25 protein-coding genes are annotated in these 24,446 nt (G+C 66.4%); 4 read left to right on the top strand and 21 right to left on the bottom strand.

All coding sequences use genetic code 11. The features are described 5' to 3' along the window. The first annotated feature begins 221 nt into the window (after positions 1 to 221). Together B4E30_RS06495 and B4E30_RS06490 are read left to right on the top strand one after the other, a co-directional pair. Positions 222 to 656 carry a hypothetical protein gene (locus B4E30_RS06495; RefSeq protein ID WP_101305219.1) on the top strand — a complete coding sequence of 145 codons (435 nt, stop codon included), beginning with the start codon at positions 222 to 224 and terminating at the stop codon, positions 654 to 656. Positions 657 to 1,238: 582 nt separating this feature from the next. After that, the gene (locus B4E30_RS06490; RefSeq protein WP_348670279.1) at positions 1,239 to 1,865 is read left to right on the top strand and encodes a substrate-binding domain-containing protein; all 627 of its coding nucleotides are present in this window, start codon (positions 1,239 to 1,241) and stop codon (positions 1,863 to 1,865) included. On the opposite strand, the gene B4E30_RS06485 is transcribed toward B4E30_RS06490, so the two are convergent. Genes B4E30_RS06485 through B4E30_RS06455 form a run of 7 tightly spaced genes read right to left on the bottom strand, consistent with a single transcriptional unit; the run spans position 1,853 to position 8,598 of the window. Next, positions 1,853 to 2,551: a substrate-binding domain-containing protein gene (locus B4E30_RS06485; RefSeq protein WP_286794113.1), complete on the bottom strand. Its 699-nt coding sequence runs from the start codon at positions 2,549 to 2,551 to the stop codon at positions 1,853 to 1,855. The genes B4E30_RS06490 and B4E30_RS06485 overlap by 13 nt on opposite strands. After that, complete coding sequence (locus B4E30_RS06480) at positions 2,548 to 3,540, bottom strand: aldo/keto reductase (RefSeq protein ID WP_286794111.1); 993 nt, start codon at positions 3,538 to 3,540, stop codon at positions 2,548 to 2,550. Before B4E30_RS06480 ends, B4E30_RS06485 begins: the two co-directional genes overlap by 4 nt. Beyond that, the gene (locus tag B4E30_RS06475) at positions 3,537 to 4,493 is read right to left on the bottom strand and encodes a Gfo/Idh/MocA family oxidoreductase (RefSeq protein WP_286794109.1); all 957 of its coding nucleotides are present in this window, start codon (positions 4,491 to 4,493) and stop codon (positions 3,537 to 3,539) included. The genes B4E30_RS06480 and B4E30_RS06475 overlap by 4 nt, the downstream gene beginning before the upstream one ends. Before the next feature lie 21 nt (positions 4,494 to 4,514). Further along, a complete protein-coding gene (locus B4E30_RS06470) occupies positions 4,515 to 5,894 on the bottom strand; it encodes a protocatechuate 4,5-dioxygenase subunit alpha/beta (protein WP_286794108.1) in 1,380 nt (459 codons plus the stop codon). 1 nt (position 5,895) lies between these two features. Then, entirely contained in the window at positions 5,896 to 6,849 is a 954-nt protein-coding gene (locus B4E30_RS06465; protein WP_286794107.1) for an amidohydrolase family protein, read from the bottom strand. Positions 6,850 to 6,851: 2 nt separating this feature from the next. Continuing rightward, positions 6,852 to 7,550: a 4-carboxy-4-hydroxy-2-oxoadipate aldolase/oxaloacetate decarboxylase gene (ligK, locus tag B4E30_RS06460; RefSeq protein WP_286794106.1), complete on the bottom strand. Its 699-nt coding sequence runs from the start codon at positions 7,548 to 7,550 to the stop codon at positions 6,852 to 6,854. A gap of 19 nt (positions 7,551 to 7,569) precedes the next feature. Further along, on the bottom strand, positions 7,570 to 8,598 hold the full coding sequence (locus B4E30_RS06455; protein WP_286794104.1) for an amidohydrolase family protein: 1,029 nt from the start codon (positions 8,596 to 8,598) through the stop codon (positions 7,570 to 7,572). Between the two features lie 120 nt (positions 8,599 to 8,718). Between B4E30_RS06455 and B4E30_RS06450 the strand changes: the two genes are divergently transcribed. Then, positions 8,719 to 9,627, top strand: coding sequence for a LysR family transcriptional regulator (locus B4E30_RS06450; protein WP_286794102.1), 909 nt, complete (start codon positions 8,719 to 8,721; stop codon positions 9,625 to 9,627). Here B4E30_RS06450 and B4E30_RS06445 read toward each other — a convergent pair. The 10 genes from B4E30_RS06445 to B4E30_RS06400 form a co-directional block, all read right to left on the bottom strand. Next, on the bottom strand, positions 9,624 to 9,989 hold the full coding sequence (locus B4E30_RS06445; RefSeq protein ID WP_286794101.1) for a hypothetical protein: 366 nt from the start codon (positions 9,987 to 9,989) through the stop codon (positions 9,624 to 9,626). The genes B4E30_RS06450 and B4E30_RS06445 overlap by 4 nt on opposite strands. Positions 9,990 to 10,338: 349 nt before the next feature. Next, positions 10,339 to 10,977: an NAD(P)-dependent oxidoreductase gene (locus B4E30_RS06440; RefSeq protein ID WP_286794100.1), complete on the bottom strand. Its 639-nt coding sequence runs from the start codon at positions 10,975 to 10,977 to the stop codon at positions 10,339 to 10,341. A gap of 55 nt (positions 10,978 to 11,032) precedes the next feature. Further along, positions 11,033 to 12,955: an MFS transporter gene (locus B4E30_RS06435; RefSeq protein ID WP_286794098.1), complete on the bottom strand. Its 1,923-nt coding sequence runs from the start codon at positions 12,953 to 12,955 to the stop codon at positions 11,033 to 11,035. 10 nt (positions 12,956 to 12,965) lie between these two features. Continuing rightward, a complete protein-coding gene (locus tag B4E30_RS06430; protein WP_286794096.1) occupies positions 12,966 to 13,433 on the bottom strand; it encodes a flavin reductase family protein in 468 nt (155 codons plus the stop codon). Beyond that, entirely contained in the window at positions 13,430 to 14,368 is a 939-nt protein-coding gene (locus B4E30_RS06425) for a UvrD-helicase domain-containing protein (RefSeq protein ID WP_286794094.1), read from the bottom strand. Before B4E30_RS06425 ends, B4E30_RS06430 begins: the two co-directional genes overlap by 4 nt. A 122-nt stretch (positions 14,369 to 14,490) precedes the next feature. Continuing rightward, entirely contained in the window at positions 14,491 to 14,922 is a 432-nt protein-coding gene (locus B4E30_RS06420) for a DUF6527 family protein (RefSeq protein WP_286794093.1), read from the bottom strand. Next, positions 14,919 to 16,106, bottom strand: a complete 1,188-nt coding sequence (locus B4E30_RS06415; protein ID WP_286794092.1) for a ThiF family adenylyltransferase — start codon at positions 16,104 to 16,106, stop codon at positions 14,919 to 14,921. The genes B4E30_RS06420 and B4E30_RS06415 overlap by 4 nt, the downstream gene beginning before the upstream one ends. Beyond that, complete coding sequence (locus tag B4E30_RS06410; RefSeq protein ID WP_286794091.1) at positions 16,081 to 16,728, bottom strand: multiubiquitin domain-containing protein; 648 nt, start codon at positions 16,726 to 16,728, stop codon at positions 16,081 to 16,083. Before B4E30_RS06410 ends, B4E30_RS06415 begins: the two co-directional genes overlap by 26 nt. A gap of 140 nt (positions 16,729 to 16,868) precedes the next feature. Next, a complete protein-coding gene (locus tag B4E30_RS06405) occupies positions 16,869 to 17,408 on the bottom strand; it encodes a hypothetical protein (protein WP_286794090.1) in 540 nt (179 codons plus the stop codon). An 8-nt stretch (positions 17,409 to 17,416) separates the two neighbouring features. Next, complete coding sequence (locus B4E30_RS06400; RefSeq protein WP_286794089.1) at positions 17,417 to 18,541, bottom strand: ImmA/IrrE family metallo-endopeptidase; 1,125 nt, start codon at positions 18,539 to 18,541, stop codon at positions 17,417 to 17,419. Positions 18,542 to 18,678: 137 nt separating this feature from the next. Here B4E30_RS06400 and B4E30_RS06395 point away from each other — a divergent pair, with 137 nt between their 5' ends. Further along, positions 18,679 to 19,710, top strand: a complete 1,032-nt coding sequence (locus B4E30_RS06395) for a hypothetical protein (protein WP_286794088.1) — start codon at positions 18,679 to 18,681, stop codon at positions 19,708 to 19,710. A 379-nt stretch (positions 19,711 to 20,089) separates the two neighbouring features. On the opposite strand, the gene B4E30_RS06390 is transcribed toward B4E30_RS06395, so the two are convergent. The 4 genes from B4E30_RS06390 to B4E30_RS06375 all read right to left on the bottom strand — a co-directional run bounded on the left by B4E30_RS06390 (position 20,090) and on the right by B4E30_RS06375 (position 24,057). Then, positions 20,090 to 21,259, bottom strand: coding sequence for a thiolase family protein (locus B4E30_RS06390; RefSeq protein WP_286794087.1), 1,170 nt, complete (start codon positions 21,257 to 21,259; stop codon positions 20,090 to 20,092). Beyond that, positions 21,256 to 21,927, bottom strand: a complete 672-nt coding sequence (locus B4E30_RS06385) for a 3-oxoacid CoA-transferase subunit B (protein ID WP_286794085.1) — start codon at positions 21,925 to 21,927, stop codon at positions 21,256 to 21,258. The genes B4E30_RS06390 and B4E30_RS06385 overlap by 4 nt, the downstream gene beginning before the upstream one ends. Next, complete coding sequence (locus B4E30_RS06380) at positions 21,924 to 22,694, bottom strand: 3-oxoacid CoA-transferase subunit A (protein WP_286794084.1); 771 nt, start codon at positions 22,692 to 22,694, stop codon at positions 21,924 to 21,926. Before B4E30_RS06380 ends, B4E30_RS06385 begins: the two co-directional genes overlap by 4 nt. A 70-nt stretch (positions 22,695 to 22,764) precedes the next feature. Beyond that, positions 22,765 to 24,057, bottom strand: a complete 1,293-nt coding sequence (locus B4E30_RS06375; RefSeq protein WP_286794083.1) for an MFS transporter — start codon at positions 24,055 to 24,057, stop codon at positions 22,765 to 22,767. Between the last annotated feature and the right edge of the window lie 389 nt (positions 24,058 to 24,446).

Genomic DNA, 24,446 nt, shown 5'->3' with positions numbered 1-24,446 from the left:
CGACCCAGCCGCTCTGCGTGAAGACCGTCGCCAGGACGAGACCGACAGCCGGGATTCCATCTCCACGGAGAGCGACGGCAGCACACGCCGGACGGCGAAGATCTACTCACCGCCACCGTCTCCGCTTCCGACGACGACGACAGCTTCGGCTTCTACTCCCGGCCCACCAAGGCCCACATCATCGCCGCCGGCATCCGCCGCACCGCATGAACGAGCGCCTCATGAACAGCCGCACCAGCCTCACCATCTACCCCGCCCACGACGAGCAAACCCTGCTCCCGCCGACGCCGATCCTCGTCGACGAGCACTACTTCGTCCGCGCCGGGCTCGAGCAACTCCCCGCCCGCCTCATCGGGTTCAGCCCCGCCGGCGCGCTCGCCATCACGGCGTGGGTTCACGACGTGTTCCGTGCCCCGGAGCTCGCACGCGACCTGTACCCGACTTTCATCATCGCCGGTCGCGTCCAGGCATATCCGATCCCCGCCGCCAGGGTCACCGTGCGCGAGCCCGCCGGCGTCGTCCAGGTCGTGATCACCGACCCTCGCGGCAAGAGATACCGGCCATACCTCGGCGAGGACCGCGACATTGCCGACCGCATCGCCGCGGCCTGGGGCTCCCACCGCGGATACTCCGCCACCGTCCAACCGATCACCTGACAATCACGAACGGAGACACCATGCGCTGCTTGATGTGCGAAGAGCCCACCACGATGTACATCCCCTCGGACGACGTCGACGGCATCGGGCTGCATAGCTGCGGTGTCTGCGGGTTCGAGATCGAAGGCCCCCGCGACGAACCCGCGCATGTCGCCGACCATCGGAAGCTCACTGCAACGACGACCTCGACGACGATGTAGGTTCTCGGCTGAGTTGGCGGAGAAAGCCGGGAATCCACGGTAGTTGGCAGCGTTAAAGCGGTCAGGATTCCACGCGAAATGACGAAATCCTAGAGAAGGCGCCCCGGGTGCCCTATCCACGGAGTTCGACGTCCGTCGACTAGACGCGGAGAAGCGCAGTCTGCTCCATCACTAACCTCGGCGCCGATCGACGCCGCGGTGCTCATCGGGTGCGGCCCGCTTCTGTGGGAGTCGCTGGCCACTGTTCGCGCGCGCGGGATTCCCCTCGTCGTGATCGAGGGTGATGCCGGCGCCGCTGTGCCCAGCGTAAGGCTCAACGATCGCGAAGCGGAACGCCAAGTCGCCACGCATCTTCGCTCGCTCGGCCACACACGAGTGTCCGTTGTCACCCTGCCGCGCGATTCTGGGCGCATCCCAGGCTGGATCGAGACTGGTAAAGGAGACGGCCCCGGTTTGGCACCGACGACAAACCGTCTGCAGGGGCTTGGGACGTATACCCAGTAGCCCCGCATACGCCGCCACCGCGAGTTCGATCGATGCCGGCTTCGCCGCCGGCAAGGCCGTGCCCGCTGACCCAACGGCGCGGCCGACAGCAGTAATTGCGCCGAGCGACTTGCTCGTCGATGGCGTGATCCGCGCTGCTGAAGTCCTCGGACTCCGGGTACCCGAAGACGTTAGCGTCACCGGTTTCGACGGCATCGTCGTCGACGGTCTGGCTCCGTATGAACTGACGACGGCGGTGCAGGCGGCCAAGGCCAAGGGTCGGGCAGCGGGCGAGGAGGTCGGACGGATGCTCGACGGCCACGATGTGCCGGCGCTTGAATTCTCATGCGGGTTCCGCGCGGGAAACACGATCGGGCCGGGCGGGCTGAGTCAGCACGGCCTACTGGCCAGTGCCGCGCTCGGACCCCCGGCCATCGCGTCTCCGGCGCCTAGCGAGGGCGATCTCGACCGCCCGTTCGCGGGCTCCCCTGCTACTAGGAACCCCAGACAAAGTCAGACCAATTGAAAGCCGTGCTCAGTCTTGATGCGCATGCTTTCATCAGTGGACAGAAACTTCAGGAAGCGCTCGGCGGCGGCGTGGTGTTTCGACAGTGTGGCGATCGCGCCGGAGAACACCGTTTCGATGGCGCAATCAGGGGGCAGAATGCCCAAGACACGCACGCCTGGCTGGCCAACAAGCTCACTGAGTTGCTGGAATCCGAGGTCGGCATCGCCTTCCGCGAGCAACCGAGAGACGGGTATTCCTGCCCGCGCCTGCACCAAGCGGTCGCCAATCTCCCCCTTCAGGTCCCATTCGTCGATCGCCTGGACGAGTGCGGTGCCGCTGGGTCCGGTTGAATATCCGATGCGGGAGGCGGCTCGAAGAACATCACGCAAGCCGCCGGCGTCCGCGAATGCCGCACCGTCGGGCCGGGCAGCGGGGTCGTCACTTTTCGAAGGTACAGCCACGGCAACCTGGGAGAGGACGAGAGGAGTGAGGGATGCTGGCTCCACCCGTCCGTCTGCGGCGAGTTTGTCCAGCTGGTCCGCAGCGAGGAACACTACGTCGAATTGCTCGCCCGACGCCACGCGACGCACGGCGTCGACGCCGCCGACCGACTCGATGTCGACACGGGGAAGCCCCGCGTCGACCGCAGCCGAGGCGAGATTGGCGAGCAGAAAGCGCGTCGCCATCGAGGAGATCGCCTTCATCGCGGGATCGGCACCGCCTGATCGAACACCTCGGCGTCGACCTCGCGCGTGCCAGTCGCGTTGTAACGCGGCCCCGAAACGGTGTGCGTGTCGATCAGGTCACCCGCTCGCGCCAGCAGCGCGGGGTCGACCGGCACGGCGAGCGCGCCCTGGTTCTCGCGCAGGTGGGCGGCGTTCGTGGTGCCCGGGATCGGCACGACGTGTTCGCCGCGTGAGAGCAGCCACGTGAGCGCGAGTTGCGCGGGTGTGCAGCCGGCCTCAGCGGCGAGCGCGCGCCAGGCGGGCAGCAGCGCCGCGTTCGCGGGCCAGTTGTCGGGCTGGAACCTCGGCATGGCGCGGCGGATGTCCTCGGGCGCGAGATCTTCCGGTTCGCCCACCGAGTTCGCGAGAAACCCGCGCGCGACAGGCGAGAACGCGACCAGCGTCACGCCGGCCTCGCGAGTGGCCTCGAGCATGCCCAGCTCCGGGTTGCGACTCCACAGTGAGTACTCGTTCTGCACGGCCGCGATGGGCACCACGGCCTGCGCTTCGCGAAGCCGGGCCACCGACACCTCCGACAGCCCGATGGCGCCGATCTTGCCCGCATCCGCCATCTCCGCTAATGAACCGACGCTCTCACCGATGGGGACCTTCTTATCCCACCGGTGCAGATAGTAGAGGTCGATGTGGTCGACGCCGAGGCGCCCCAGCGAGGCGTCGACCTGTGTGCGCAGCGTCTCGGGGCGCCCGTCGATCACCTTCACGCCGTCGACCATAGCCATGCCACCCTTGCTGGCCAGCACGACCTCGTTGCGGCGACCAGCGATCGCGCGCCCGACGAGTTCTTCATTGCGACCCCCGCCGTACAGCGTTGCCGTGTCGAGGTGCTGCACGCCGCTGTCGAGCGCCTCGCGCAGCACCGCGAGACCTTCTTCCGGCGAAGGGGGCACACCGTAGGCGTGGCTGAGATTCATGCAACCGAGGCCTATCCGAGGCAGGGTGAGCGTCACGCGAGCTGCTCCTCGAGCGCGCCGAGCACGCGGTAGCAGTCGATGACCTGGCGCAGCGACGAGTTTGGCTCGCGGCCCTCACGTATCGCTGAGACGAACTCGCGGTCCTGCAGTTCGATGCCGTTCATGCTGACGGCGACCTTCGAGACGTCGATCTGCTCGTCGCGGCCGTTGCAGAGGTCGTCGTAGCGCGCGATGTAGGTCTCGGTGTCGCCGATGTAGCGGAAGAACGTGCCGAACGGGCCGTTGTTGTTGAACGACAGCGACAGCGTGCAGATCGCCCCCGACTCCGACTTGAGCTGGATGGACATGTCCATCGCGATGCCGAGGTCGGGGTGGATCGGCCCCTGGATCGCGTTCGCCTGGACGATGCGGCCCGCCTGGTAGGCGAACAGATCGACGGTGTGTGCGGCGTGGTGCCACAGCAGGTGGTCGGTCCACGAGCGGGGCTCGCCCTTAGCGTTGGTGTTCGTGCGGCGGAAGAAGTAGGTCTGCACGTCCATCTGCTGAACGTCGAACTCGCCGGCCAGGATGCAGTTGTGCACCAGCTGGTGAGACGGGTTGAATCGGCGCGTGTGGCCGGCCATGGCGACAAGATCGGATGCCTCGGCCACCGCGAGCGTGGCCTCGGCGTCGGCCAGCGAGTCCGCGAGCGGGATCTCGACCTGCACATGCTTGCCGGCCGCGAGCGTCGCCTGGGTCTGCGACGCGTGCAACCCGGTCGGAGTGGCGAGGATGACGGCGTCCACGTCCTCGCGTCCAAGCACGGCCTCGAGACCCACGACAGCATTCGGGACGCCGTACTGGTCGGCGACGGCATCCGCCTTCTCCTGCGACGTGGCGCTCACGACGGTCACCTCGGCATCCGCAATGCTCCGGAGACCGTCGAGGTGCTTAATGCCGAAGGCACCGTTCGCCCCTACGACGGCAAGACGAACCTTTTCCCTACTCATGCGAGCCCCTCTGTCGAGCCGTCAGTTGGTCATAGCGGTCGCCAGCGGGCGGTCCGCGCTCTCGTCGATGGCAGCGGCTTCCTGTGTCGGGACCTCTTGGTCGGCCTTGACGGGATTGCTGATGACGAGATGACCCACGGCGGTGTTGGAGGCCGGCACGTGGTAAAACCTGTGGTCCACCTCCGGGCCGCCGCCGCCGAACTGGTCGTCCATGGCCCCGCGGGCGATGAGCCAATCGACGAGCTCGATGCCCTCTGAGCCTGCTTCATCGACGTACTCCATGTGCGGCCACTCGGTGAGTCCGAGCGGGTCGGCGATGAGGTGGTCGAGGAACGCGTTGTCCCACTCCCGGTTGATGAGGCCGGCGCGGGGTCCCTGTAGCTGGTGACTCATCCCGCCCGTGCCCCAGATCTGCACGTCGAGCGGCTCGCCGTCCCACTTGTCCAGCGCGCGACGGATCGCCTTGCCCAGCTCGTAGCAGCGGCGCCCCGACGGCACGGGATACTGCACCACGTTGACCGGGAGCGGGATGACCCGGCACGGCCACTCCTCCACGTCTCCGAACACCAGCGACAGCGGCACGGTGAGGCCGTGGTCGACGACCATCTCGTTGACGAGGGTCAGGTCGAAGTCGTCCTGAATGACCGACTGGGCGATGTGCGCGGCCAACTCCGGGAAGCCCTTGACGTCGGGCACGGGCCGCGGACCGTAGCCCTCGTCCGCCACCGGGTAGTGCTCACCCGTGCCAAGCACGAATGTGGGGATGATGTTCGAGTCGAACGCGGTCGCATGGTCGTTGTACACGAGGATGATGACGTCCGGCGTGTTCTCCTTCGCCCACTTCCGCGTCCACTCATAGCCCGAGAACACCATCTTCCAGTACGGCTCCTCGGTCTTGCCGAGGTCCATCGCCGCCCCGATCGCCGGCACGTGCGAGGTGAACAGCGCCGACGTGAACTTCGCCGGGGCATCCTGCCGCATCACTTCGGACTTCTCGGTCGACGGCGGGGCCCAGCCGTCGAGGTCCTTCAGCCGGTTGCCTTCGGGCCGCCGACCGCCGCCGATCATCATGTCGCGGTAGGCGGCTTCGGACATCCCGGTCATTGAGCCAGCCATCTGCTGGAAGCTCAGTCCGTGCGTCGCGCCGATCTTGCTTAGGAAGTAAATATTCCCACCCTCGCGGATGCAGGTGTTCAGATCGAGATCGAGCACCGCCTCCCTCTGCAACTCCGTCAGCGGCCACTCGTCGAGGTACGCCTCGCGATCGGCCAGGTAGCGCTCACGATTCTCGGGCTTCATGAGCGACATCGAGAACTGGTTGAGGTGGTAGCCCTTGCGGGCCTGCTCGGCATCGAAAATCGTGGTGCCAGGAACGTTCTTGTACGGCTTGTCGAGTGCCATGTCAATCTCCTTCGGGCCAGTACAGACGCCGGGGGTTGTCGACGAGCAGCCTGCGCTGCAGGTCGGGGGTGGTGGCGATCTGCGGGACGTAGTCGACCAGCAGGCCGTCGTCGGGCATGTGGTCCTTGAGGTTGGGGTGGGGCCAGTCGGTGCCCCACAGCACGCGGTCTGGGAACTCCTCGACCACGCGTCGGGCGAACGGCACGACGTCGGTGTACGCCTGCTGTTCGCCGTCGAGAGCGCGGGGACCGGTGACGCTGAGCCGCTCGGGGCACGACACCTTGGTCCACACCTGCGGGTTCTCGCGCATGAAGCGCAGGAACAAGGCGAACTCGGGACCGTCGGGGTCCTTGGTCACGTCGGGGCGGCCCATGTGGTCGACCACGACGTCGGTCGGGATCGCGGAGAAGAAGTCGTAGAGGTCGGGGAGGTCCTCGGTCTCGAAGTAGACGACGACGTGCCAGCCGAGCGGGGCGATCTTCGCGACGATCTCGTCAAGCGAGTCGGTCGGCACGCGGTCGACGAGACGCTTCACGAAGTTGAACCGCACGCCGCGAACCCCTGCCTCATGCAGCTCGGCCAGTTCCTCGGGCGTGACGTCGCGCCGCACGGTCGCGACGCCGCGCGCACGGCCGTCGCCGCGGCGGAGGGCGTCGACGAGGGCTCGGTTGTCGGCGCCGTGGCAGGTCGCCTGCACGATGACGTTGCGGTCGAAGCCCAGTTGGTCGCGCAGAGCGAACAGCTGCTCCGCCGACGCGTCGCACGGCGTGTACTTGCGCTCGGGGGCATAGGGGAACATGCCCCCCGGGCCGAACACGTGGCAGTGCGCGTCGACTGCCCCGGCGGGGAGCCGGAAGGTCGGGGTCGCCGGGCCGTCGAACCAGTCCAGCCAGCCGGGGGTCTTCTCGAAGCCACCGCTGGTGGCCCCGTGCTCAGTCGTCTTCGCATCCGCCATCGTCAGTCCTCCACGTACTCCAGGCCGGCCGCGGCGAGCGGCTCACGCATGCCATAGATGTCGAGACCCAGCACGCCCTCGCGGAACTTCTGGCGCTTGGCCTCCTCGTTGCCCTCGCGCTTCTGCGAGGCGTCGGCGACCGCGCCGACCAGTTCACGTGACACCACTACGACGCCGTCGACGTCGGCGACGACGACGTCGCCCGGGTTTACCAGCGCATTGGCCACGACCACGGGGATGTTGACCGAGCCGAGGGTGGCCTTGACCGTGCCCTTGGCGTTGATCGCCCGCGAGAAGACCGGGAAGTCCATCCGCTCGAGGTCGGCCACGTCGCGGACGCCGCCGTCGATGACGAGTCCCTTGCAGCCGCGCGCAGTGAGCGAGGTCGCGAGCAACTCGCCGAAGAAGCCGTCCTCGCTCTCGGTCGTGCAGCCGGCGACGATGACGTCGCCTTCCTGCACCTGCTCGGCGGCGACGTGGAACATCCAGTTGTCGCCCGGCTGCAGCAACACGGTTACAGCGGGACCGCACAGCTTCGCGCCGGTGTAGGCGGGACGGATGTAGGGGCGCAGCAGCCCCACGCGGCCCATCGCCTCGTGGATCGTGGCGACGCCGAACTGCGAGAGGCGCTCGACGTCGGCGGAGTCGGGACGGTCGATGCGGGTTCGGACGATGCCGAGGTTGTTCAGTCGCTGGGTCATGGGTTCTCCGGGGTGGGGCTCACAGGCCGCGAGCTTCCAGGGCACGGTTCAGGCGCGGGTACACGCGGCGGGCGTTGCCCTCGAACACCTGGACCCGCTGGTTCTCGTCGAGATTCGGCGTGACATCCACGTACCTTTTGGTGTCGTCGAAGTAGTGCCCGGTGCGCGGGTCGATGTCGCGGACGGCGCCGATCATCTCGCTCGCGAACAGGATGTTGCCCGTCGGGATGACGTCGGTGAGAAGGTCGATGCCCGGCTGGTGGTACACGCACGTGTCGAAGTACACGTTGCCCAGCAGGTGCTCCTCGAGCTCGGGCTTGCCGAGCGCCATCGCGAGGCCGCGGAATCGACCCCAGTGATAGGGGACCGCGCCACCGCCGTGCGGGATGACGAACTTCAGGTCGGGAAAGTCGCGGAACAGGTCGCCCTTGAGCAGCTGCATGAACGCGGTCGTGTCGGCACCCAGGTAGTGATCGCCGGTCGTATGGAACTGCGGCTTGCACGACGTGCTCACGTGAATCATCGCGGGCAGCTCGTACTCGACGAGCTTCTCGTAGATCGGATACCAGCTGTTGTCGGTCAGCGGCGGCGACGTCCACAATCCGCCCGACGGGTCGGGGTTGAGATTCGCCGTCACCACGCCCAGGTCGTTCACCGCACGGTCGAGTTCGGCGAGCGTGGTCTTCGGATCGGCCCCGGGGGACTGCGGCAGCATCGCCCCGGGCAAGAACCGGTCAGGGAACAGCCCCACGACGCGTGCGACGAGGTCGTTGCAGATCCGCGCCCACATCTCACTGACGGCGAGATCGCCGATGTGATGAGCCATGAACGAGGCGCGGGGACTGAAGACGGTGAGGTCGCTGCCGCGTTCGTTCATCAGCCGCAGCTGGTTCGCCTCGATGGTCTCGCGGATGTCATCGTCGCTGATCCGCAGCGCCACGGGGTCCGGCGCATCCCTGTCTCCCGCCGCGAAGGCGATCTGCAGATCACGCCAGGCCCCGAGCTGCGCGGGGGCCGTGGTGTAGTGCCCATGGATATCGATGATCACGCGAGGTCCTCGTCGTTGACAGATCGGGCGCGGGACGCACCCCCTCGATTCGAGGTTAGGCGGCCGATAAGCTGTGGTCCAATAGATACGAGAGTCAGCCGCCATAGATGGGATCTATTCATGTCGACCGCGGATCTCAACCAGCTCCGCACGTTCGTCGTGCTCTACGAGTCGCGCAGCCTGACCGCTACCGCCGAGCAGCTGCACGTCACCCAGCCCACCGTCAGCTACACACTGAGGCGGCTCCGGCAGCGGTTCGGCGATGACCTGTTCCGGCGGGACGGCCAAGTCATGGTGCCCACGGCGCGAGCGACGCAGCTGTTCGGTCCGCTGCACGAAGCGCTGTCGCGCATCGATGCCGTGGTGAGCACTCCTGCCGTGTTCGACCCCGCGACCTTTGATGGTGAGCTCGCGCTGGCGTTGACCTCGATCGGCGAGCAGACCTTCCTGCCGCCGATCATGCCCGTGATCGCGCGCGAGGCACCCGCTCTGCATCTGCAAGTACAGCGGCTGGATGCAGACCAAGTGGAGGATGGGCTGACCCGGGGAACGATCGACCTCGCGATAACGGTGTCGCTGCTGGGCTCACCGCGGCTGTGGCGTACTCCCGTGCGCAGCGTGGAGTACGTGGCGCTGTCCTCCAACGCGTACCCGCTGCCGGCGACTGATCCGGGGATGTTCGCCGGGCGCCGGTTCGTTCGGGTGTCGTCCCGCGGCGGCCATGTGTACCCGGCGCAGGCGATGATCGAGCAGGGCCTCATGCCGCAGGTCGCGCTGACGGTGGAAGAATATGCGACGGTTCCCGCCGTGCTCGAGGCCACGGACCTCGTGGTGCTCCTGCCCCGACACGTGGCCGAAGTGTTCTGCGGCTGGTTCCCCGGCCTGCGTATCGCCGAACTCCCCTGGCCCAGCCAGAGCACGCCAGTCGCCCTCTACACGCGGCGCGAGCTGAGTCTGTCCCCCGCGCAGTCGTGGTTCCGCTCCGTCGTGCTCGACGCGGTGGCCGCCGGCGAACACCGGCCCGACTAGCCCTTCCGGTTCCAACTCGCCTTGGCCGGGGTCAGAGGGCTGCGGACGTGGATGGACCAGTTCGAATGAGGGTGGATCGACAGGATCGCACGCTCGAACCACGACCTGGCCTCGTCGGAGAGGTGCGGGAGCACCGCGTCCTTGTCGAGGTCGTCCTCCGGGCGCGGGCGGAGCGCCTTCCAGACCAGCTGCACCTCAGGCGCGCCAGTCGGGATACCGTCGACATCGAGCACCGCACGGTCCCACGGCAGCTGCAGTCGCGGGTCGCGCCTGTACAGCCAGAACGCGTCCGTACCATCTTCGAGGTTGATCCGAAGCGCCCATGCTCCGACGTGGTCATCGCGGACGAGTATCGGCTGCACGTCCGCGTCCTCGGATACCTCCTCCCAGGGGATGACCTCGTCGTCGCCTACCGAAGCCCATGCACTGAACCCCGTCGGGAGCGCTGGGACTATCAGGGGAAGCTGATCGGTCGTCGTGCTGACATCGGTGTTGGGTCGTGACCTGATCGGTCTTCGGAGCCAATGATCTAGTGCCACTCCCCCGGACAGCCACCATCGCACGGGGGTCACACCGAGCAGATCCGATGCGTCCCGTGGCATGAGAGGCTCCCACGGCGTCTCTGCGATCGGCACCGGAGTGGACATGTGTAGAGGCTACCGCTGCCCACGGCGCGCGTTGCTCCAGCCTCGTCTTGACGCTGACGCGCCTTCAGTATCCGACGCTGAAGCGTTCCCGCCGGTGACGGGGGGTCTCGATCTCATCGAGGACGGCAACGGCGAGATCGTCGGCCGAGATGAACGACACGCCATTCTGGTCCGTCACCACGACGTCGCCGCCGTCCCGATACGAACCCGTGCGCTCGCCTGGATTCCACGCGCCGAATCCGCGCGCCGGGTGAATCAAGAACCAGTCGCGCGCGCCATCGGCACCCCGCAGCAGTTCCAGGATGTCGATCGCCTCCAGCGCCTCCGCCCTGAAGGCCTCGGGGAATCCGTCGTCGATCACACGCACGCCCCCCGGTGCGACAAGGCTGCCTCCGGCGCCGCCGATCACACCCAGGCGCACATGGCCCGGGAGCAAGGCGAGAAGATGTTCAACGCCGGGTTGCACTCGGCCGAGCATGTCCCCGCGTGCGGGCACCGACACGACCACGACCTCTACACTCTCGAGCTCAGCCATCAGCGCGGGAACATCTAGGAGCGTTCCCTCGACATAGACCGCACCGTCGATGCGCGCCGAGGGGGCGGAGCGGGCAATCGATACCGCCTCGTGATTGCGGGCTACCGCCTCTGCGATCACGCGCCCGCCGGCATAGCCGGTTCCTCCGATCACGGCAATGCGAGTCATGGTTCCTCTTTCCTTGTCCCTCGAGTCGCGCCCGGGCGGCCCACTGCCACCCGGTTCACGAGTCCAGCACTTCGATGTCGAGCACGGTGAGCTGAACCCCCACGATGAGCTTGCGCGAATGCGCCCACTCTGCGTCCGGGGCGATCGCTGTGATCATGTACGGGCCGGATGGCGGGAGCGGCGCGGCGTATCGCCCGCCGTCGACTGTGCGCACCGAGCCGGAATAGCCGCCGTCGACCCGATGGATCGCGACGACAGCACCGGCAACCGTCTCCCCCGCCTTGGTCACACGTCCGGAGAGCATGAGTTGCTCCGAGATCGTGGCGTCCCATTCGACTTCTGTTCCGTTCACCTCGACGACATGAGTCTGCGGCGCCCATCCCGCCGCGTTTGCCACCGCGAGGTACCGACCCGGCGCGGGAAGCACGGCCGAGTAGCTGCCATCGAGATCGGCGCGTGACCAATCCACAGGCGTGCCATCAAGATTCATGAAGGTCACGATGGCCGGATTGCGCGGCTGAACATCATCGCCGAGGATCACTCGACCGCGAAGGAGCACTTCGGGGTGCGTACCGCCTGCCGACGCGGGCGCGACCCTTGTATCGACGGGTATGAACCACGCGATCGCGGCCGCGACGAGACCGAAAGTCGCAGCGATCCAGAAGCAGAGATGGAGTGCTTCGGTCGAGAGGAAGTCATGGTCGTTGATTGTGACGGCCACCGACGTTGTCAGCAGCAAGGCGATCAGAGCACTGCTGCCGGACATTGCGATGGAGCGCACGAGCGAGTTGATCCCGTTGGCGGATGCCGTTTCCGTCAGCGGCACGGCCGCCATCAGCAGTGTCGGGAGTGCTGCGAATGCGAGCGCTGATCCAACACTCGCGATCGCAGCACCGACGATGACAACGGGCACGCTGTCATAGACGAAGACACGGAAGACGAAGGCGCCGGCGATCGTCACGTTTCCCCACACGAGCACGCGCTGCGCGCCCCATCGGTTCAGGCGTCCCCCGGCGAAAGGTGACAGGATGACCATCACCAACCCCGCGGGGAGCATCACCAACCCCGCACCAATCACGGTCAGTCCGAATCCGTACCCGGTCTCGGCAGGCGCCTGTACCTGCTGGACAGTGAGTAGCATGTTCGCGAACGTGGCAGCCGTGGAGAACAGCGTCGACACGTTGGTGAGCAGAACGGGCCGACGCGCGGTCGTCCGCAGATCCACCATGGGGTTGTTGGTTCTCAGCTGCAGTGGCACCCATCCGACGAGGCCGACCACCGCGACACCAGCGAGGGAGACGATGACGGGGATCTCCCAGCGACCTGCCTTTGACACCACGAGGAGTACCGCCGTGAGGATGACGGAGAGCAACACCGCTCCGAGCGCATCGAACTTTCCGGGCGCCCGTACGGGAGACTCATCGACGACGAGCAAGATGCCCACGACAAAGATCGCTCCGGTGATCCCTCCGAACCAGAGGACTGATTGCCAGCCCAGCGTTTCGTAGAACACGCCCGACAGCGGCAAACCCATAGCACTGCCTATGCCGAGCGTGGCGCTCATGAGCGCAACAGCCGCCCCGACGCGCTCCCTCGGAAGAAGGTCGCGCAACAGACTGATCCCGATCGGGATCACGGATTGTGCGAAGCCTTGCAGCGTGCGCCCGATGATCATCGTCGGAAACGTGCCTCCGATGGCGATGATGAAGCTTCCCGCCGTCATCGCGAGAAGCGCGACGATGATCATCCTTCTCTTGCCGTACATGTCCGCCATCCGCGACAGCACGGGAGTTGCGACCGCACTGGCCAGAAGCGTGACAGTCACAATCCACGACGCATCGTTCGCGGTCACTCCGAGCAGATCAGGCATCTCCGGCAACAGCGGGAGCGTCATCGTGAACTGGAACGCAGCCGCCATCCCGCTCACAGCGAGCACAGTCGTCGTCAGCCACAGGGGAACGCGCCCTCGGATGATCATGTGTACAGGCTCATAGGTCCAGGGTGAGTCGCGGTGTGACTGCGCGCGACACGCACGGGTACATCACGTCGTTCGCGCGTCTCTCGCGTTCGGTGAGGATCGAATCGCGGTGCTCCGGTATCCCGATCGCGACCGCCACTTCACAGGTTCCGCAGGTTCCTTCGCGGCAGGAATACGGGACGTACACGCCGGCGCGTTCGAGAGCGTCGAGCGCGGTCTCGTCACCGGCCACGGGAATGACCTCCCCGGACGACGCGACCTCGATCTCGAACGGCTCGTCGGCGGTGTCACCCAGTTCCACAGGTTCGAAGCGCTCCGTTCTCAGGCGATCGATCTCGCCGCGTCGCCCCAGGAGCTCCTCGAGCGATGTGAGCATGCGGTCCGGTCCGCAGGCGTAGACGAGCGCCTTCGGGTCGGACTGTGTGACGAGACTCTCGAGGTCGAGCCGGGGAGCTTGATCGCGGGCGACGAGCGTCACCCGCCCGTCGTACGGTCGCGGAAGTGGGGCAGATCCGCGGTCGCAATCGCCAGCTTCGCGATCCCCGCGCTGTTGCGGTAGTTCTCCTTGAACTCCTCGACCTTCGAGATCTTGAGTCCGCAGGCCGCGTAGGAGCTGCGTTGCCCGTACAGCTGCTGCGCATAGTCCGCGAACAGTGTCACCGTTCCGCCGGGCTGCACAAGATGCTTCAGCGAACGGATCGCCTCTGGTGGCAGATCCTGAGCCTCGTCGATCACCACATGGCGGTACATCCTCGGCGACGCATCCGCCGTCAGCGCGTTGAGCATCGCGGAGGGAAGGTCCCACCAGTCATAAGAGAGGCCCGCCGCCGCGCGACGCGCCAGATACGCCTCACGGGCTGCCCACACCACCTCCCGCTGGGACGTACGCAAGGGGTCGATCCGCCCCCGCCGCTCCACCGCCATGTACGCGGCCCGTTCTCGATAGCCGTGACCTGAGATCCAGTCGAACTCGTCCTTGAAGAAGTCCAGCGGCTTTGAGAACATCTCGGACGGTTTGGACGCCACCTGAGCGTCTTCGAGCGCTTTCGTGAGGAGTGTCCGTCGAGGGCGATCGTCGACGATCGCGCCGTAGTGCATCAGATTCCGACTGTTGAGGTAGCCCCGCGCGACATGGTGGTACGTGCGGATGTCGAGGTCGCCCGAGTTGCCTGCAAGGTGCTTCAGGTACCCCGTGAGTGCCGTGTTGCATGTCACCAGCAGCGTGCGCCCTCCGTGGCCGAGCATGGAGTTCGCGAGATAGATGGCGCGATGGACGGCCATCGTTGTCTTTCCCGACCCTGCGGTACCCAAGACGACCTGGTCCCGATCCGAGTCCAGATAGACCACTTCGCTCTGTCTCCCAACAGGCGTGGGTAGGCGCACCACACGCGCCCCAGACGTCACCCTCCCCATCCCGACCTCCGCACCATCCGACCGCTTTTCTCCGCTCACCATACGAGATGCGGCATGAACCTGAGCGAAGCTGGAGCGTTCCGTGAACGACGCCAGTTCTCATGCTGTAGCCGTTGGTCCGTTCACAAGGATCCTCTTCGTGTGGCTGCCGGCCGTCGCCACAACCTCCACCAACGTCGCTTCTCCGCTGTTGCGGGTGGTTCGACGCGCTCTGCGCCGTCGCCGAAGAACTCTTCCTTGGCGATGCGGTCGCGTGCACGGTTGCGCTCGATCCGTTCGTCGTCCCAGGTGGTCGACCAGTGCACGCGCTCGTCGGTGATCCAGTAGTGGGATCGGCAGGGGAAGCTCCAGTTGCCGATCGAGGGCGACAGCGAGACGCGGCCGTTGAAGCTGAGACGCCAGTCGACCGGAGTGAGTGGCGTCACGACCTCGTTGCCGCACCCGCAAGCGCACCGGTGCACCGCTGTCGCGTACGGGATGCAGATGTACAGGGTGTCGGGGGCGAGGTCCTCGGGGATCTCGTCGACGAAGACGGGATGGAATGTGTCGGTCATTGGGGACCGTCTTCGTTCACGATGCTGTTCGCGTCGATGACATATCCAGCGAAGTGGGTGTCGTCTGCGTCGTCGTAGAAGCCGAGGTGCTTCTTGTACTGGATGATCGCGAGGGCGGCGTTGAGGGCGTTGAGCTCGGCGATCTGAATGTTCGTGTTGTACTCGCCGGGGCCGGCGTCGCTGGTCGAGATCCGGGCGCGGGCGGCGGTGCGGCTGCCGGGACGGTCGGTGCTGAGCGTGCTGCGTACGATGCCGCCGATGCGGGACTCGGTGGCGTACAGGCCCATTCCGACGTCCACGAATGGGATGCCGCGCAACTCGAGATGTTCGATGATCGGAGCCTTCGCGGGACCGTTGTCGATCGCGAGGAACACGAACTGCATCCCTTCCAGCAGCTGGAGGTTCTCTGTGGTGATCTCGACCGGATGCGGGATGATGCTGCGGCGCATCGCGGCGTACGCGCTGGCGAGGTAGTCGACCTTGGCCGGTTGAGCCTGCAGTTGCTCGATGGTGGCGGCGCCGGGGCTGCGGAATGCGTTGTGTTGCAGAAACGTATCCGGGTCAAACAGGTGGATCTCCGCCGCGGGGGTCTTGGCCAGGAAGTCCAGCAGGTAGGCGCCCGTCCCACCGAGCCCTATGACGGCGACCGGTCCTGTCCGAAGTGTCTGGCTGATCGCGGCGATGCCAGCACGGGAGCTCGCAGTGTCGTGATAGCTGAACACATCGTCCTCGGCCGCATCGACCACGCGGAAGGTGCGGGCGGTCGCGGTGAGGTCGAGCAACTCGGCGTGGCCGCTGAGAGCGGCAGCGTAGGTGGTCATCTTCTCGTGGTAGTCCTCGTAGCGTGCCGGCGGGATCGGCTTGCTTGAGAACCACCAGGTGGCTGTGACGCCCGCGCCAACCGGGTAGGGCGACTGTCCGTCGAGGATCAGCTTGCTCAGCGGGCGACCGTCAGCATCGCACGGCTGATCCCCGACGAAGTAGGCGACGTGGTTCTCCGGTGTCTTCGTGTCGTCGCCGGCGAGGGTGAGATCGGATACGAGCGTGCCGTACCTCACCTGCTTGGCGCTGTCGACGTAGGGGACGTGCCTGACGAGGAGGTGTGCGTTGAGGATGGAGACCTCGTACCCCTCGTCGCGCAGTCGCCGCAGGTCGGGGTTACGACTTATCAGTGGGTGTGACATTGAAGCGGGTTCCGTCCTTCACGGTGACCTGGCCGCCCTCGGCGAGCGTGCCCTCCGGCTTGGGCGCGACCGCCTTGCTGTAGACGACGCTGTAGGTGACGTTCTCGCCGGTGGGGCCGTCGGGGAAGGCGATGGCCACGACCTGCTCGTAGCTGACCACCCGGTCGGCGACGGTCTTCCGGCGGCCGTTCACGACGATGTGGATCTCGCGCTGCGGCAGCAGCTTGGTGAAGAAGCGATCGCCATCGGTGACGCGGACCAGTTCTCCCGGCGAGAGCGGGTCGTCGATGTCGTCGGGGATGTCCTTCCACACGCCACGTTCGGGTCCGACCGGCGGGGTCAGCAGGGCACGCAGGTCGGTCTCGGAGATCACCGCCGATCGCACCTCGTAGGGGACCTTGTCGAGGTAGATCGTGCGTGAGCGGTCGGTGAAGAACCGGACGCCGTCCTCCAGCTCGATGACCTGGTCCGGGGCGACCGGCCGGTCCTGCGCGTCCGGGACGTCGACCCAGATGGTGTCCGCGGGCGGCGAGACCAGTGCCCGCAGTTCCGCCCCGGACAGGCGGCGCCGCGGCACTCGTACCTGTTCCCCGTCGATGTAGATGTGAATCGGAGATGCCACGTCCGGGCTCCTTGTCTCGTGCCGCACGGCCGGAGCCGCCCACGCAATCGGGTTGCTTGCGATAATCGCAATGCTACCACGGCTTGCGATAATCGCAACACGACAAGGATGCCCCCGCCGGGGCATGGGGGTGGCGTGAGTCAGACGAGGAAGTCGCGAGGCGATGACGGTTCGCGGAGCATAGGCTCACCGGCATCGAGGATGTGCTGGGCCACCTCGAACGCCCGCTCGATGGACAGATCGAGGTAGCCGACCATGTCACAGAGGATCCCGAATGCGTCGCGAGTAGTGATGTGCTGGCGTTGCGCGAACCGGAAGGCCTCTCGATCTTCCGTGAGCCAGATCGAGTCCTGGTAGTCGACGTCCGTGCGTAGAAGGTGAAGCGTCTGGCTTTCGCCCAGGTGTTCGCGAGGCTTGGCCTTGCCTCCACCGAACACGGCGATGCGAACGCCTTCCACGGCCCGGATGTTCGCGGCGCCGACGACCGGGATCGGATCGCCGAACCACACCTGCTGGTCTAGCCCGCTGAGCGCCGGGACGTGCCCGGCAGAGTCTGAAATCTCCCGGGAGACCGCTTCAACGACGCGCCCCTTGCCCCGCAGATACTGTTCGAGAACGTCGAGCTCTTCAGCGCGAGCGAAGCAGACGATGACCGAGTTGTCCGGGAACAGGTACTGCAACGCAGCGCCTAGGCAAAGTGCAGCGCGCTGTCATCCGCAGACGCGCTGTCGACGAAGTACAACTCGAGCTGTTCCACCGGCTGGCCAAGCAGATTGGCGGCGGGCCTTAGCGTTGTGGCTCCATCACGATAGGCGTCGAGATACGCGTCGACCAAACGCTGTGCCGGCCTGGGAACTCCTGCGAGCCGGGCACGGTTCGTGTGCTCCGCTGCCTCCCCCGCGCGCATTGCCGTTGCGCGAGCGGTCTGCGACTCCAGTCGCCGCTGGTCCTCTTGAGAGATCAACTGCTCGTTGAGTAGCCGCCACGACATCGCACTCGGCGACATCTGGAAGTGCAACACCAGATCGTCGAACGCATCCACCGCAGAACGTCCCGCAAGCCGCGCGACGATCTCACTCTTCGGGGCGAGGAAGCTGGCAGCGAAGGTGTTCGCTCGGCTCTCCGTTTGCGTCTTGTCCGACCACAGCCGCTCCTCGATAACCGCGTCCTTGGAATCACCGAATGCCAAGTGCGCAATCTCGTGCGCAAGGGTGAACCGTTGCCGGAACGGCGCGTCCGAAGTGGCAAGGACGATCGCTCGCACACCCCCGTCCGAGAAGGACAGCCCATCGCAGGCCTCCGGCAAGCTCGTAACGACCACGTCGATGCCGAACCTGTCCTCGATCAACCCGATCAGTTCCGAGTTCGTCAGACCTCCCACGAGGGAACCCAGCATCTGCAGGTACTCATCGGCGAGTCTCTGCGCCTGCTTTACGTATCCACCCACCGTGGGCTTCGACGGCAATGCAGGGAACGGCAGCGGGCGCCCCAAGAACTGAAGACCCTCGAGCTTTTCGACGAGCATCTCGATCGTCTCCCGCCCGAGCAAGTCACTCGCCTCGATCGCATGCTCAGCGGCCCGGTGCGCGAGCACCAACTCGCGCGTCGAATCACCAGTCAGCAGCCAATCGACGGTGGTATCTCCCTGCTCCGCGACCAGCGCCAACTCGAGAGAGGTAAACCTGCGTTTGCCAACCAGCGACTTCGCAAGCTTCGGACCGTCAATGCCGATCGCTTTGGCGAAATCCTTCTTGCTTAGGCCCGTGCGCTCGATCACTTCGTTGACGCGCGCGACTACCGGGTCATCAGCCATACGCCAATCCTCGCAGAGAATTGCGAAAATCACAATCTCATGGTAAGTGAGACAGCCAGCCGAAATGCGTCCCTCGCGCCACCAGCAACGTGCCAAAGGGCGCTCTGCGAGCATCGGAGATGGGCGAGAATCATGCTGTGGAGGACGCCGCTGGAATGAAGCCGATCCGGACTCCCGCGCAGGGGTCTGACGCGCGGGTTGAGCGACCGATCGACTTCCACCGTGACCGCCACTTCCTCTGCACAAAGTGCGGACACCGGTGGACTGTCGATCTTGACTGGATTGAACGTTGGGCTCAGGGCCACGAGAGGTGCCCGGGATGTGGCGTCGACTGCACCGAGGAGAACGCACCGCGAGTCACCGTCGACCCGAACGATCCAGCCCTCGTCGACGAGAACGTCCCGCGGTTCTCCTGGTACCACACAAGCACGCATGCCGACTGGCCTCCCGTAGGGATCGACCCCGCGGCAGGACTCACACCACAGACCAGGCTCATGATGGGTGGCGACGCCCGGGTCGCAGCGTGGGCTGACCGACAGCGGGCGAAGGCGCTCCACGTGGGCACGTATGAGGCGGCAATTCACAACATGCTGCGCCGCCTCGACGATCAGGGCGATGACGGAAAGCAGTTCTACCCGTATCGGGTGCACCTCAGACAGGACATCGTCGTGCGCGAGAGCTGGCTGATCGACCCGAGCAACTTCGTCGGCGATGTAGAACTCGCCGAGGTCTGCCCACCCGGCATCGACGTCGCCCGCTACCTCAACTATCATGAGGACCCCGGCGGGCTTTCTCTCGCGTTGGGCCGGGATGCGATCGCCGCGACGCAACAGGTTGCCATACCGACAGCCACGAACCTCGATGAGGACTGGGCCACCTCCACCACCGACGACATCCGCACCGCAACCGAGGTCCCGCCCCGCCCGATGGGGATGCACACTGCGCGGGTGACCCTCACGCCGGAGATGCATCGAGCCCAGCGCTTTGCCGAGGAACTCTCGCAAACGCTGCCCGTCAACCTGCGCGAACAGTTCCGATCAGCCCTCGGCTACAGGTTCGACGCCGATCCAGATCGGTGGGTCCGCTCCGCCCTCGAACTCGTCACCAGCATCGTCGCACCCAACCGAATGCTCACCGACCTCGCCGGTCAGGCCATCCGCGCTATTTGAGAGCATCGGTCGGTCCACTCGCTCCTCAGCACCATCGAATCTGGGAAAGCGCGAGCGAGGCTCGTTGTCTCGAAATGTCCCGCCCCACGATTCCAAGCGAAGTGGCAGATCCTACTCGAGGGTCGCGGCCCCAGATCACCACCAATAGATCGAGGAGAGAGTCCCGGTCACAGATGCGATCGATCCCTCGGCACAGGCGATGGCGGCCGGATCACGGAAGGTTCGATGCCCCCGCTCCCTGGCACTGATTCACCCTTGCGGCCATCCACCGGCCACGTTCGTCGACTCAGCCACTTCGATTAGGGTGAAGCAAACGCTGACGGCTCACTGCGCCCATTGTCTGCGGAGCCGACCCCAGCCAGCGGGAGTGAGCACTGTCTCAGCGCTCGAGGACGACCGCGAGGCCCTGCCCGACGCCGATGCAGATCGCCGCGACGGCGACGCCTCCGCCGCGGCGGGCGAGCTCGTGCGCGGCGTGGCCGATGATGCGCCCGCCCGACGCGCCGAGCGGGTGACCGATAGCGAGGGCGCCGCCATGGATGTTGAGCTTCGCCGGGTCGAGGTCCGGCCATCCCGCGAGGCACGCCAGCGACTGCGAGGCGAACGCCTCGTTGAGCTCGACGATGTCGACGTCCGCCCACGAGCGGCCCGCTCGAGCGAGGGCCTTGTTCGCCGCCTCGATGGGCGCGATCGGGAAGTCGTCGGGGTTGACGCCGTGCGCACCGCGCCCCGCGATGCGGGCGAGCGGCTCGGCATCCACCGCGCCCTCCGCGCCGAGCAGGACCGCCGAGGCGCCGTCGTTGATCGACGAGGAGTTGCCGGCCGTCACCGTGCCGTCGGCGGCGAACAGCGCGCGGAGCCCCGCGAGCTTCTCGACCGATGTGTCGTCGCGGATGCCCTCGTCGCGCGTCAGTGCCGCTCCGGGGACCGCGACGATCTCGTCGTCGTGCACGCCGTCGGCCCACGCCTGCGCGGCGAGTCGGTGCGAGCGCACGGCGAAGGTGTCCTGCGCATCGCGGGAGATGCCCCACTCGCGGGCGATCTTCTCGGCCGACTCCCCGTTGCTGATGCTCCAGTGCGTCGGCAGCGCCGGGTTCGTCATCCGCCAGCCGATGGAGGTGTTCCACAGCGTCTGGTTGCCGACGCTCGGCCACGGCTTCGGCGACTTCTCCACGACGAACGGCGCACGGCTCATCGACTCGACACCGCCCGCGAGCACGATGTCGGCGTCCCCCGCCTCGATCGCCCGCGACCCCTGGACGACGGCCTCGACGCTCGACGCGCAGAGCCGGTTGACCGTCACGCCGGTGACGCTCGTCGGGAAGCCCGCGAGCAGTGCGCCGAAGCGCGCGACGTTGCGGTTGTCCTCGCCAGCCTGGTTGGCGTCGCCGAAGACGACGTCGTCGATCCGCGCCGGGTCGATCCCGGCGCGCTCGACGGATGCCCGCATCACCAGCGCGGCGAGGTCGTCGGGGCGGATGCCGGAGAGCGCGCCCCCGGCGCGGCCGAAGGGCGTGCGGACGGCGTCGTAGATGAAGGAGGCGGTCATCGGTGCTCCGGTTCGGTTTCGGTCGGACGCGGTTCGGTCAGGTCGAGGCCCGTCAGCGCCGCGAGCGAGGCCGTCGTGTTGTCCCCGAATGCCTCGCGCACGGCGAAGCCGCGCTCGGTGACGTCGAAGATCGCGTGATCGGTGTAGACGCGGGTGACGCAGGCGGCTCCGGTGAGCGGATAGGTGCAGCGCTCGACGAGCTTGGAGACGCCGTCGCGCGTGAGCAGATCGGTCATGACGTAGACGTTCTTCGCACCGATCGCGAGGTCCATCGCGCCCCCGATCGCCGGGATCGCGCCGGGCGCTCCGGTCGACCAGTTGGCGAGGTCGCCGTTCTGCGCGACCTGGAACGCGCCGAGCACGCACACGTCGAGGTGACCGCCGCGCATCATCGCGAAGGAGTCGGCGTGGTGGAAGTACGCCGCGCCGTGCAGGGCGGTGACCGGCTGCTTGCCCGCGTTGATCAGGTCGGGGTCGACGAGCCCCGCCGCGGGCGCCTCGCCCATGCCGAGCAGGCCGTTCTCGGTGTGCAGGATGATCTCCTGGCCCGCCGGCAGGAAGTTCGCCACGAGCGTCGGAGCGCCGATGCCCAGGTTGACGTAGGAGCCCTCCGGGATGTCGGCGGCGATCCGTGCCGCCAGATCGTCACGACTGATCCGCGTGCTCATCGGGCGCCCTCGTCGTCGCTCTGCCCTTCGCCCGCGGCCGCCGCGAGCGGCGCGCCCTCGATGTCGACGCCTCCGACGAACCGGCCATCCCGCAGCCAGGCCCGCTCCCCCACCGCGACGACGCGGTCGACGAAGATCCCGGGGGTGACGATCGACTCGGGGTCGAGCGCGCCGAGAGACACGACCTCGTCGACCTGCGCGACGGTCGTCGTCGCGGCGGCGGCCATGATCGGACCGAAGTTCCGTGCCGTCTCACGGTAGACGAGGTTGCCCCACCGGTCCGCCCGCAGCGCCGAGACGAGCGCGACATCGGCGCGCAACGTGTACTCGAGCAGGTAGGTGCGCCCGTCGATGACCCGCGTCTCCTTGCCGTCGGCGAGCTGCGTGCCGACGCCGGTCGGCGTGTAGAAGGCGCCGATGCCGGCACCCGCGGCGCGGATGCGCTCGGCGAGGTTGCCCTGCGGGACGAGCTCGAGCTCGATCCTCCCGGAGCGGTATAGGTCGTCGAACACCCACGAGTCGTGCTGCCGCGGGAAGGAGCAGACGACCCTGCGCACGCGCCCAGCGGCGAGCAACGCCGCGAGCCCCGTGTCGCCGTTCCCCGCGTTGTTACTCACGATCACGAGGTCGCCTGCGCCGTGCGCGATGAGGGCGTCGATGAGCTCGACGGGCTGTCCGGCGCGACCGAACCCGCCGATCATGATCGTCGCGCCGTCGCGGATGCCGGAGATCGCCGTCGCGGCATCCGGCACGGTCTTGTCGATCACGGTGACCGGCTCCTCTCCTCGTTCGCGTATATGCGCTTGGCGTAAGTCCAGCGTGCACGTGCCGTGCGGCTCAGGCCTTGCCCGCCATCCGAACCGTGCGGCTGAGAATCACTGCGACAACGCCGACCAAGCCGAGCACGGAGACGAGCCCGGTCAGGAGGAACGTCGCGCCGCCCGCTGCTCCGACCAGGCCGGTGGCGACCAGCGGGGCGAAGCCCGCCGCGAGGGTGGCCGCGACCTGGTACGAGATGCCGACGCCCGTGAAGCGGTTGTGCACCGGGAAGAGGTCTGCCATGTATGCGGCGAGAGGTCCAGTCACCATCGCGTTACCGATAGGCGTGAGCAGGACGAACGCGACGAGCACGGCAGCGAGGCTCGGCAGCGTCAGCAGGGCGAATGCGATCCATACAAGGACGGCTCCGAGAATGAATCCGACGATCATGACCTTCGTGCGCCCGACACGGTCAGACAGCGCCGCGAAGGCCAGCGTCGCGAAAATGGTCAAGAAGTTCGAGATCGTGAGCATCCACAGAGTGTCGGCCTGTGAGTTGCCGTGCGCCACCGCAAAGCCCAGGCCGAATGTCGCTGTGAGCGACTGCAGGAAGAAGGGAGATAGAGCCGTGAGAATGACGAGAAGGATGCTGCGCCAGTTTTCTGCGAACGCGCTGATTATCGGGATGCGGGCAATGTCGAGATGTTCCTTGGCGCGCTCGAACTCCGGTGACTCAGTCACGGTGAGCCGGATCAGCACGGCGAGGATGACGACGAGGATCGACGCGAGGAACGGTATGCGCCAGCCCCAGGAGAGTAGCTGCTCTGGCGGCATCAGAGAGATGAGCGCGAACACAAGGGTCGCGAGGACAGCACCGCTCGGGCCACCGCTCTGCACGACAGCTCCGGCAAGCCCCCGGCGCTTTTCCTGAGCGTGTTCGATGGACATAAGGCTCGCACCAGCCCACTCGCCGCCGACGGCCACGCCCTGCACGAGGCGCAACACCACAAGCAGGATTGGCGCAGCAGCGCCGATCGACGCCGCTGGTGGGATGAGCCCGATTCCGATCGACGCCACCCCCATCACGACGATCGTGATGACCAGCATCCGCTTGCGCCCGATGCGATCGCCGAAGTGCCCGAAAAGGATAGCGCCGGCCGGTCGAGCCACGTAGCCGATCGCGAGAGTGACGTAGGACAGCACCGCGCCGAGCGCAGGACTGACGCCAGTAAAGAACACCGCAGGGAATACCAGGGCGGATGCCGTGGCATAAAGGGTGAAGTCGTAGAACTCCAGAGTGGCACCGAGATAGCTGCCAAAAGCAGCTCGACGTGCCTCGCGCGCGGTGCTGACGTGCTGCAAGGTTGCCATGTTTTCTCTCCTTCGAGCGGGCGCGTGGGTAGCACTCGCCTGCCACACTACTGAGATGTCAGCAAGATTGCTAGCTTGCTGTCAGCTAGCTTGGACTTGTTTCCTCCGGCGCCAAGCGCGAGGGTGTTCACACGCCCAGCCCAGAGGAAAGTCGACAGCGCGGTCGTCCGAGAACTGCGAAGCACATCGAGCCATCCTCAGGGGGCCTCTCCTGTCAGACAGATATATGGCAGACTGAAGATGCCGGCAGCGCCGGCTCTGGCACAACTGCCTGATCTTGTCCGAGGAACGATGATGTCTCCACAGTCGAGCGATGCACCGGAGGCGTTCCCCGTGCGGGGGTTCACGACGTCAAACCGCCGCAGCGCGGAGCGTACCCAGGCCTGGGC

The sequence above is a fragment of the Microbacterium sp. UBA3394 genome (genome assembly GCF_002358725.1).
GTDB classification, from domain to species: domain Bacteria; phylum Actinomycetota; class Actinomycetes; order Actinomycetales; family Microbacteriaceae; genus Microbacterium; species Microbacterium luteum.
The sequence above is the reverse complement of the archived record's forward strand: the minus strand, read 5'-3'. Positions and strand labels throughout refer to the sequence as shown.

Bases quoted from the DNA above. Each gene is read 5' to 3' on its own strand.
- B4E30_RS06495 (WP_101305219.1), top strand. From the start codon at position 222: ATGAACAGCCGCACCAGCCTCACCATCTACCCCGCCCACGACGAGCAA.
- B4E30_RS06485 (WP_286794113.1), bottom strand. From the start codon at position 2,551: ATGAAGGCGATCTCCTCGATGGCGACGCGCTTTCTGCTCGCCAATCTC.
- B4E30_RS06475 (WP_286794109.1), bottom strand. From the start codon at position 4,493: ATGAGTAGGGAAAAGGTTCGTCTTGCCGTCGTAGGGGCGAACGGTGCC.
- B4E30_RS06470 (WP_286794108.1), bottom strand. From the start codon at position 5,894: ATGGCACTCGACAAGCCGTACAAGAACGTTCCTGGCACCACGATTTTC.
- B4E30_RS06465 (WP_286794107.1), bottom strand. From the start codon at position 6,849: ATGGCGGATGCGAAGACGACTGAGCACGGGGCCACCAGCGGTGGCTTC.
- ligK (WP_286794106.1), bottom strand. From the start codon at position 7,550: ATGACCCAGCGACTGAACAACCTCGGCATCGTCCGAACCCGCATCGAC.
- B4E30_RS06450 (WP_286794102.1), top strand. From the start codon at position 8,719: ATGTCGACCGCGGATCTCAACCAGCTCCGCACGTTCGTCGTGCTCTAC.
- B4E30_RS06440 (WP_286794100.1), bottom strand. From the start codon at position 10,977: ATGACTCGCATTGCCGTGATCGGAGGAACCGGCTATGCCGGCGGGCGC.
- B4E30_RS06435 (WP_286794098.1), bottom strand. From the start codon at position 12,955: ATGATCATCCGAGGGCGCGTTCCCCTGTGGCTGACGACGACTGTGCTC.
- B4E30_RS06425 (WP_286794094.1), bottom strand. From the start codon at position 14,368: ATGGGGAGGGTGACGTCTGGGGCGCGTGTGGTGCGCCTACCCACGCCT.
- B4E30_RS06420 (WP_286794093.1), bottom strand. From the start codon at position 14,922: ATGACCGACACATTCCATCCCGTCTTCGTCGACGAGATCCCCGAGGAC.
- B4E30_RS06415 (WP_286794092.1), bottom strand. From the start codon at position 16,106: ATGTCACACCCACTGATAAGTCGTAACCCCGACCTGCGGCGACTGCGC.
- B4E30_RS06400 (WP_286794089.1), bottom strand. From the start codon at position 18,541: ATGGCTGATGACCCGGTAGTCGCGCGCGTCAACGAAGTGATCGAGCGC.
- B4E30_RS06390 (WP_286794087.1), bottom strand. From the start codon at position 21,259: ATGACCGCCTCCTTCATCTACGACGCCGTCCGCACGCCCTTCGGCCGC.
- B4E30_RS06385 (WP_286794085.1), bottom strand. From the start codon at position 21,927: ATGAGCACGCGGATCAGTCGTGACGATCTGGCGGCACGGATCGCCGCC.
- B4E30_RS06375 (WP_286794083.1), bottom strand. From the start codon at position 24,057: ATGGCAACCTTGCAGCACGTCAGCACCGCGCGCGAGGCACGTCGAGCT.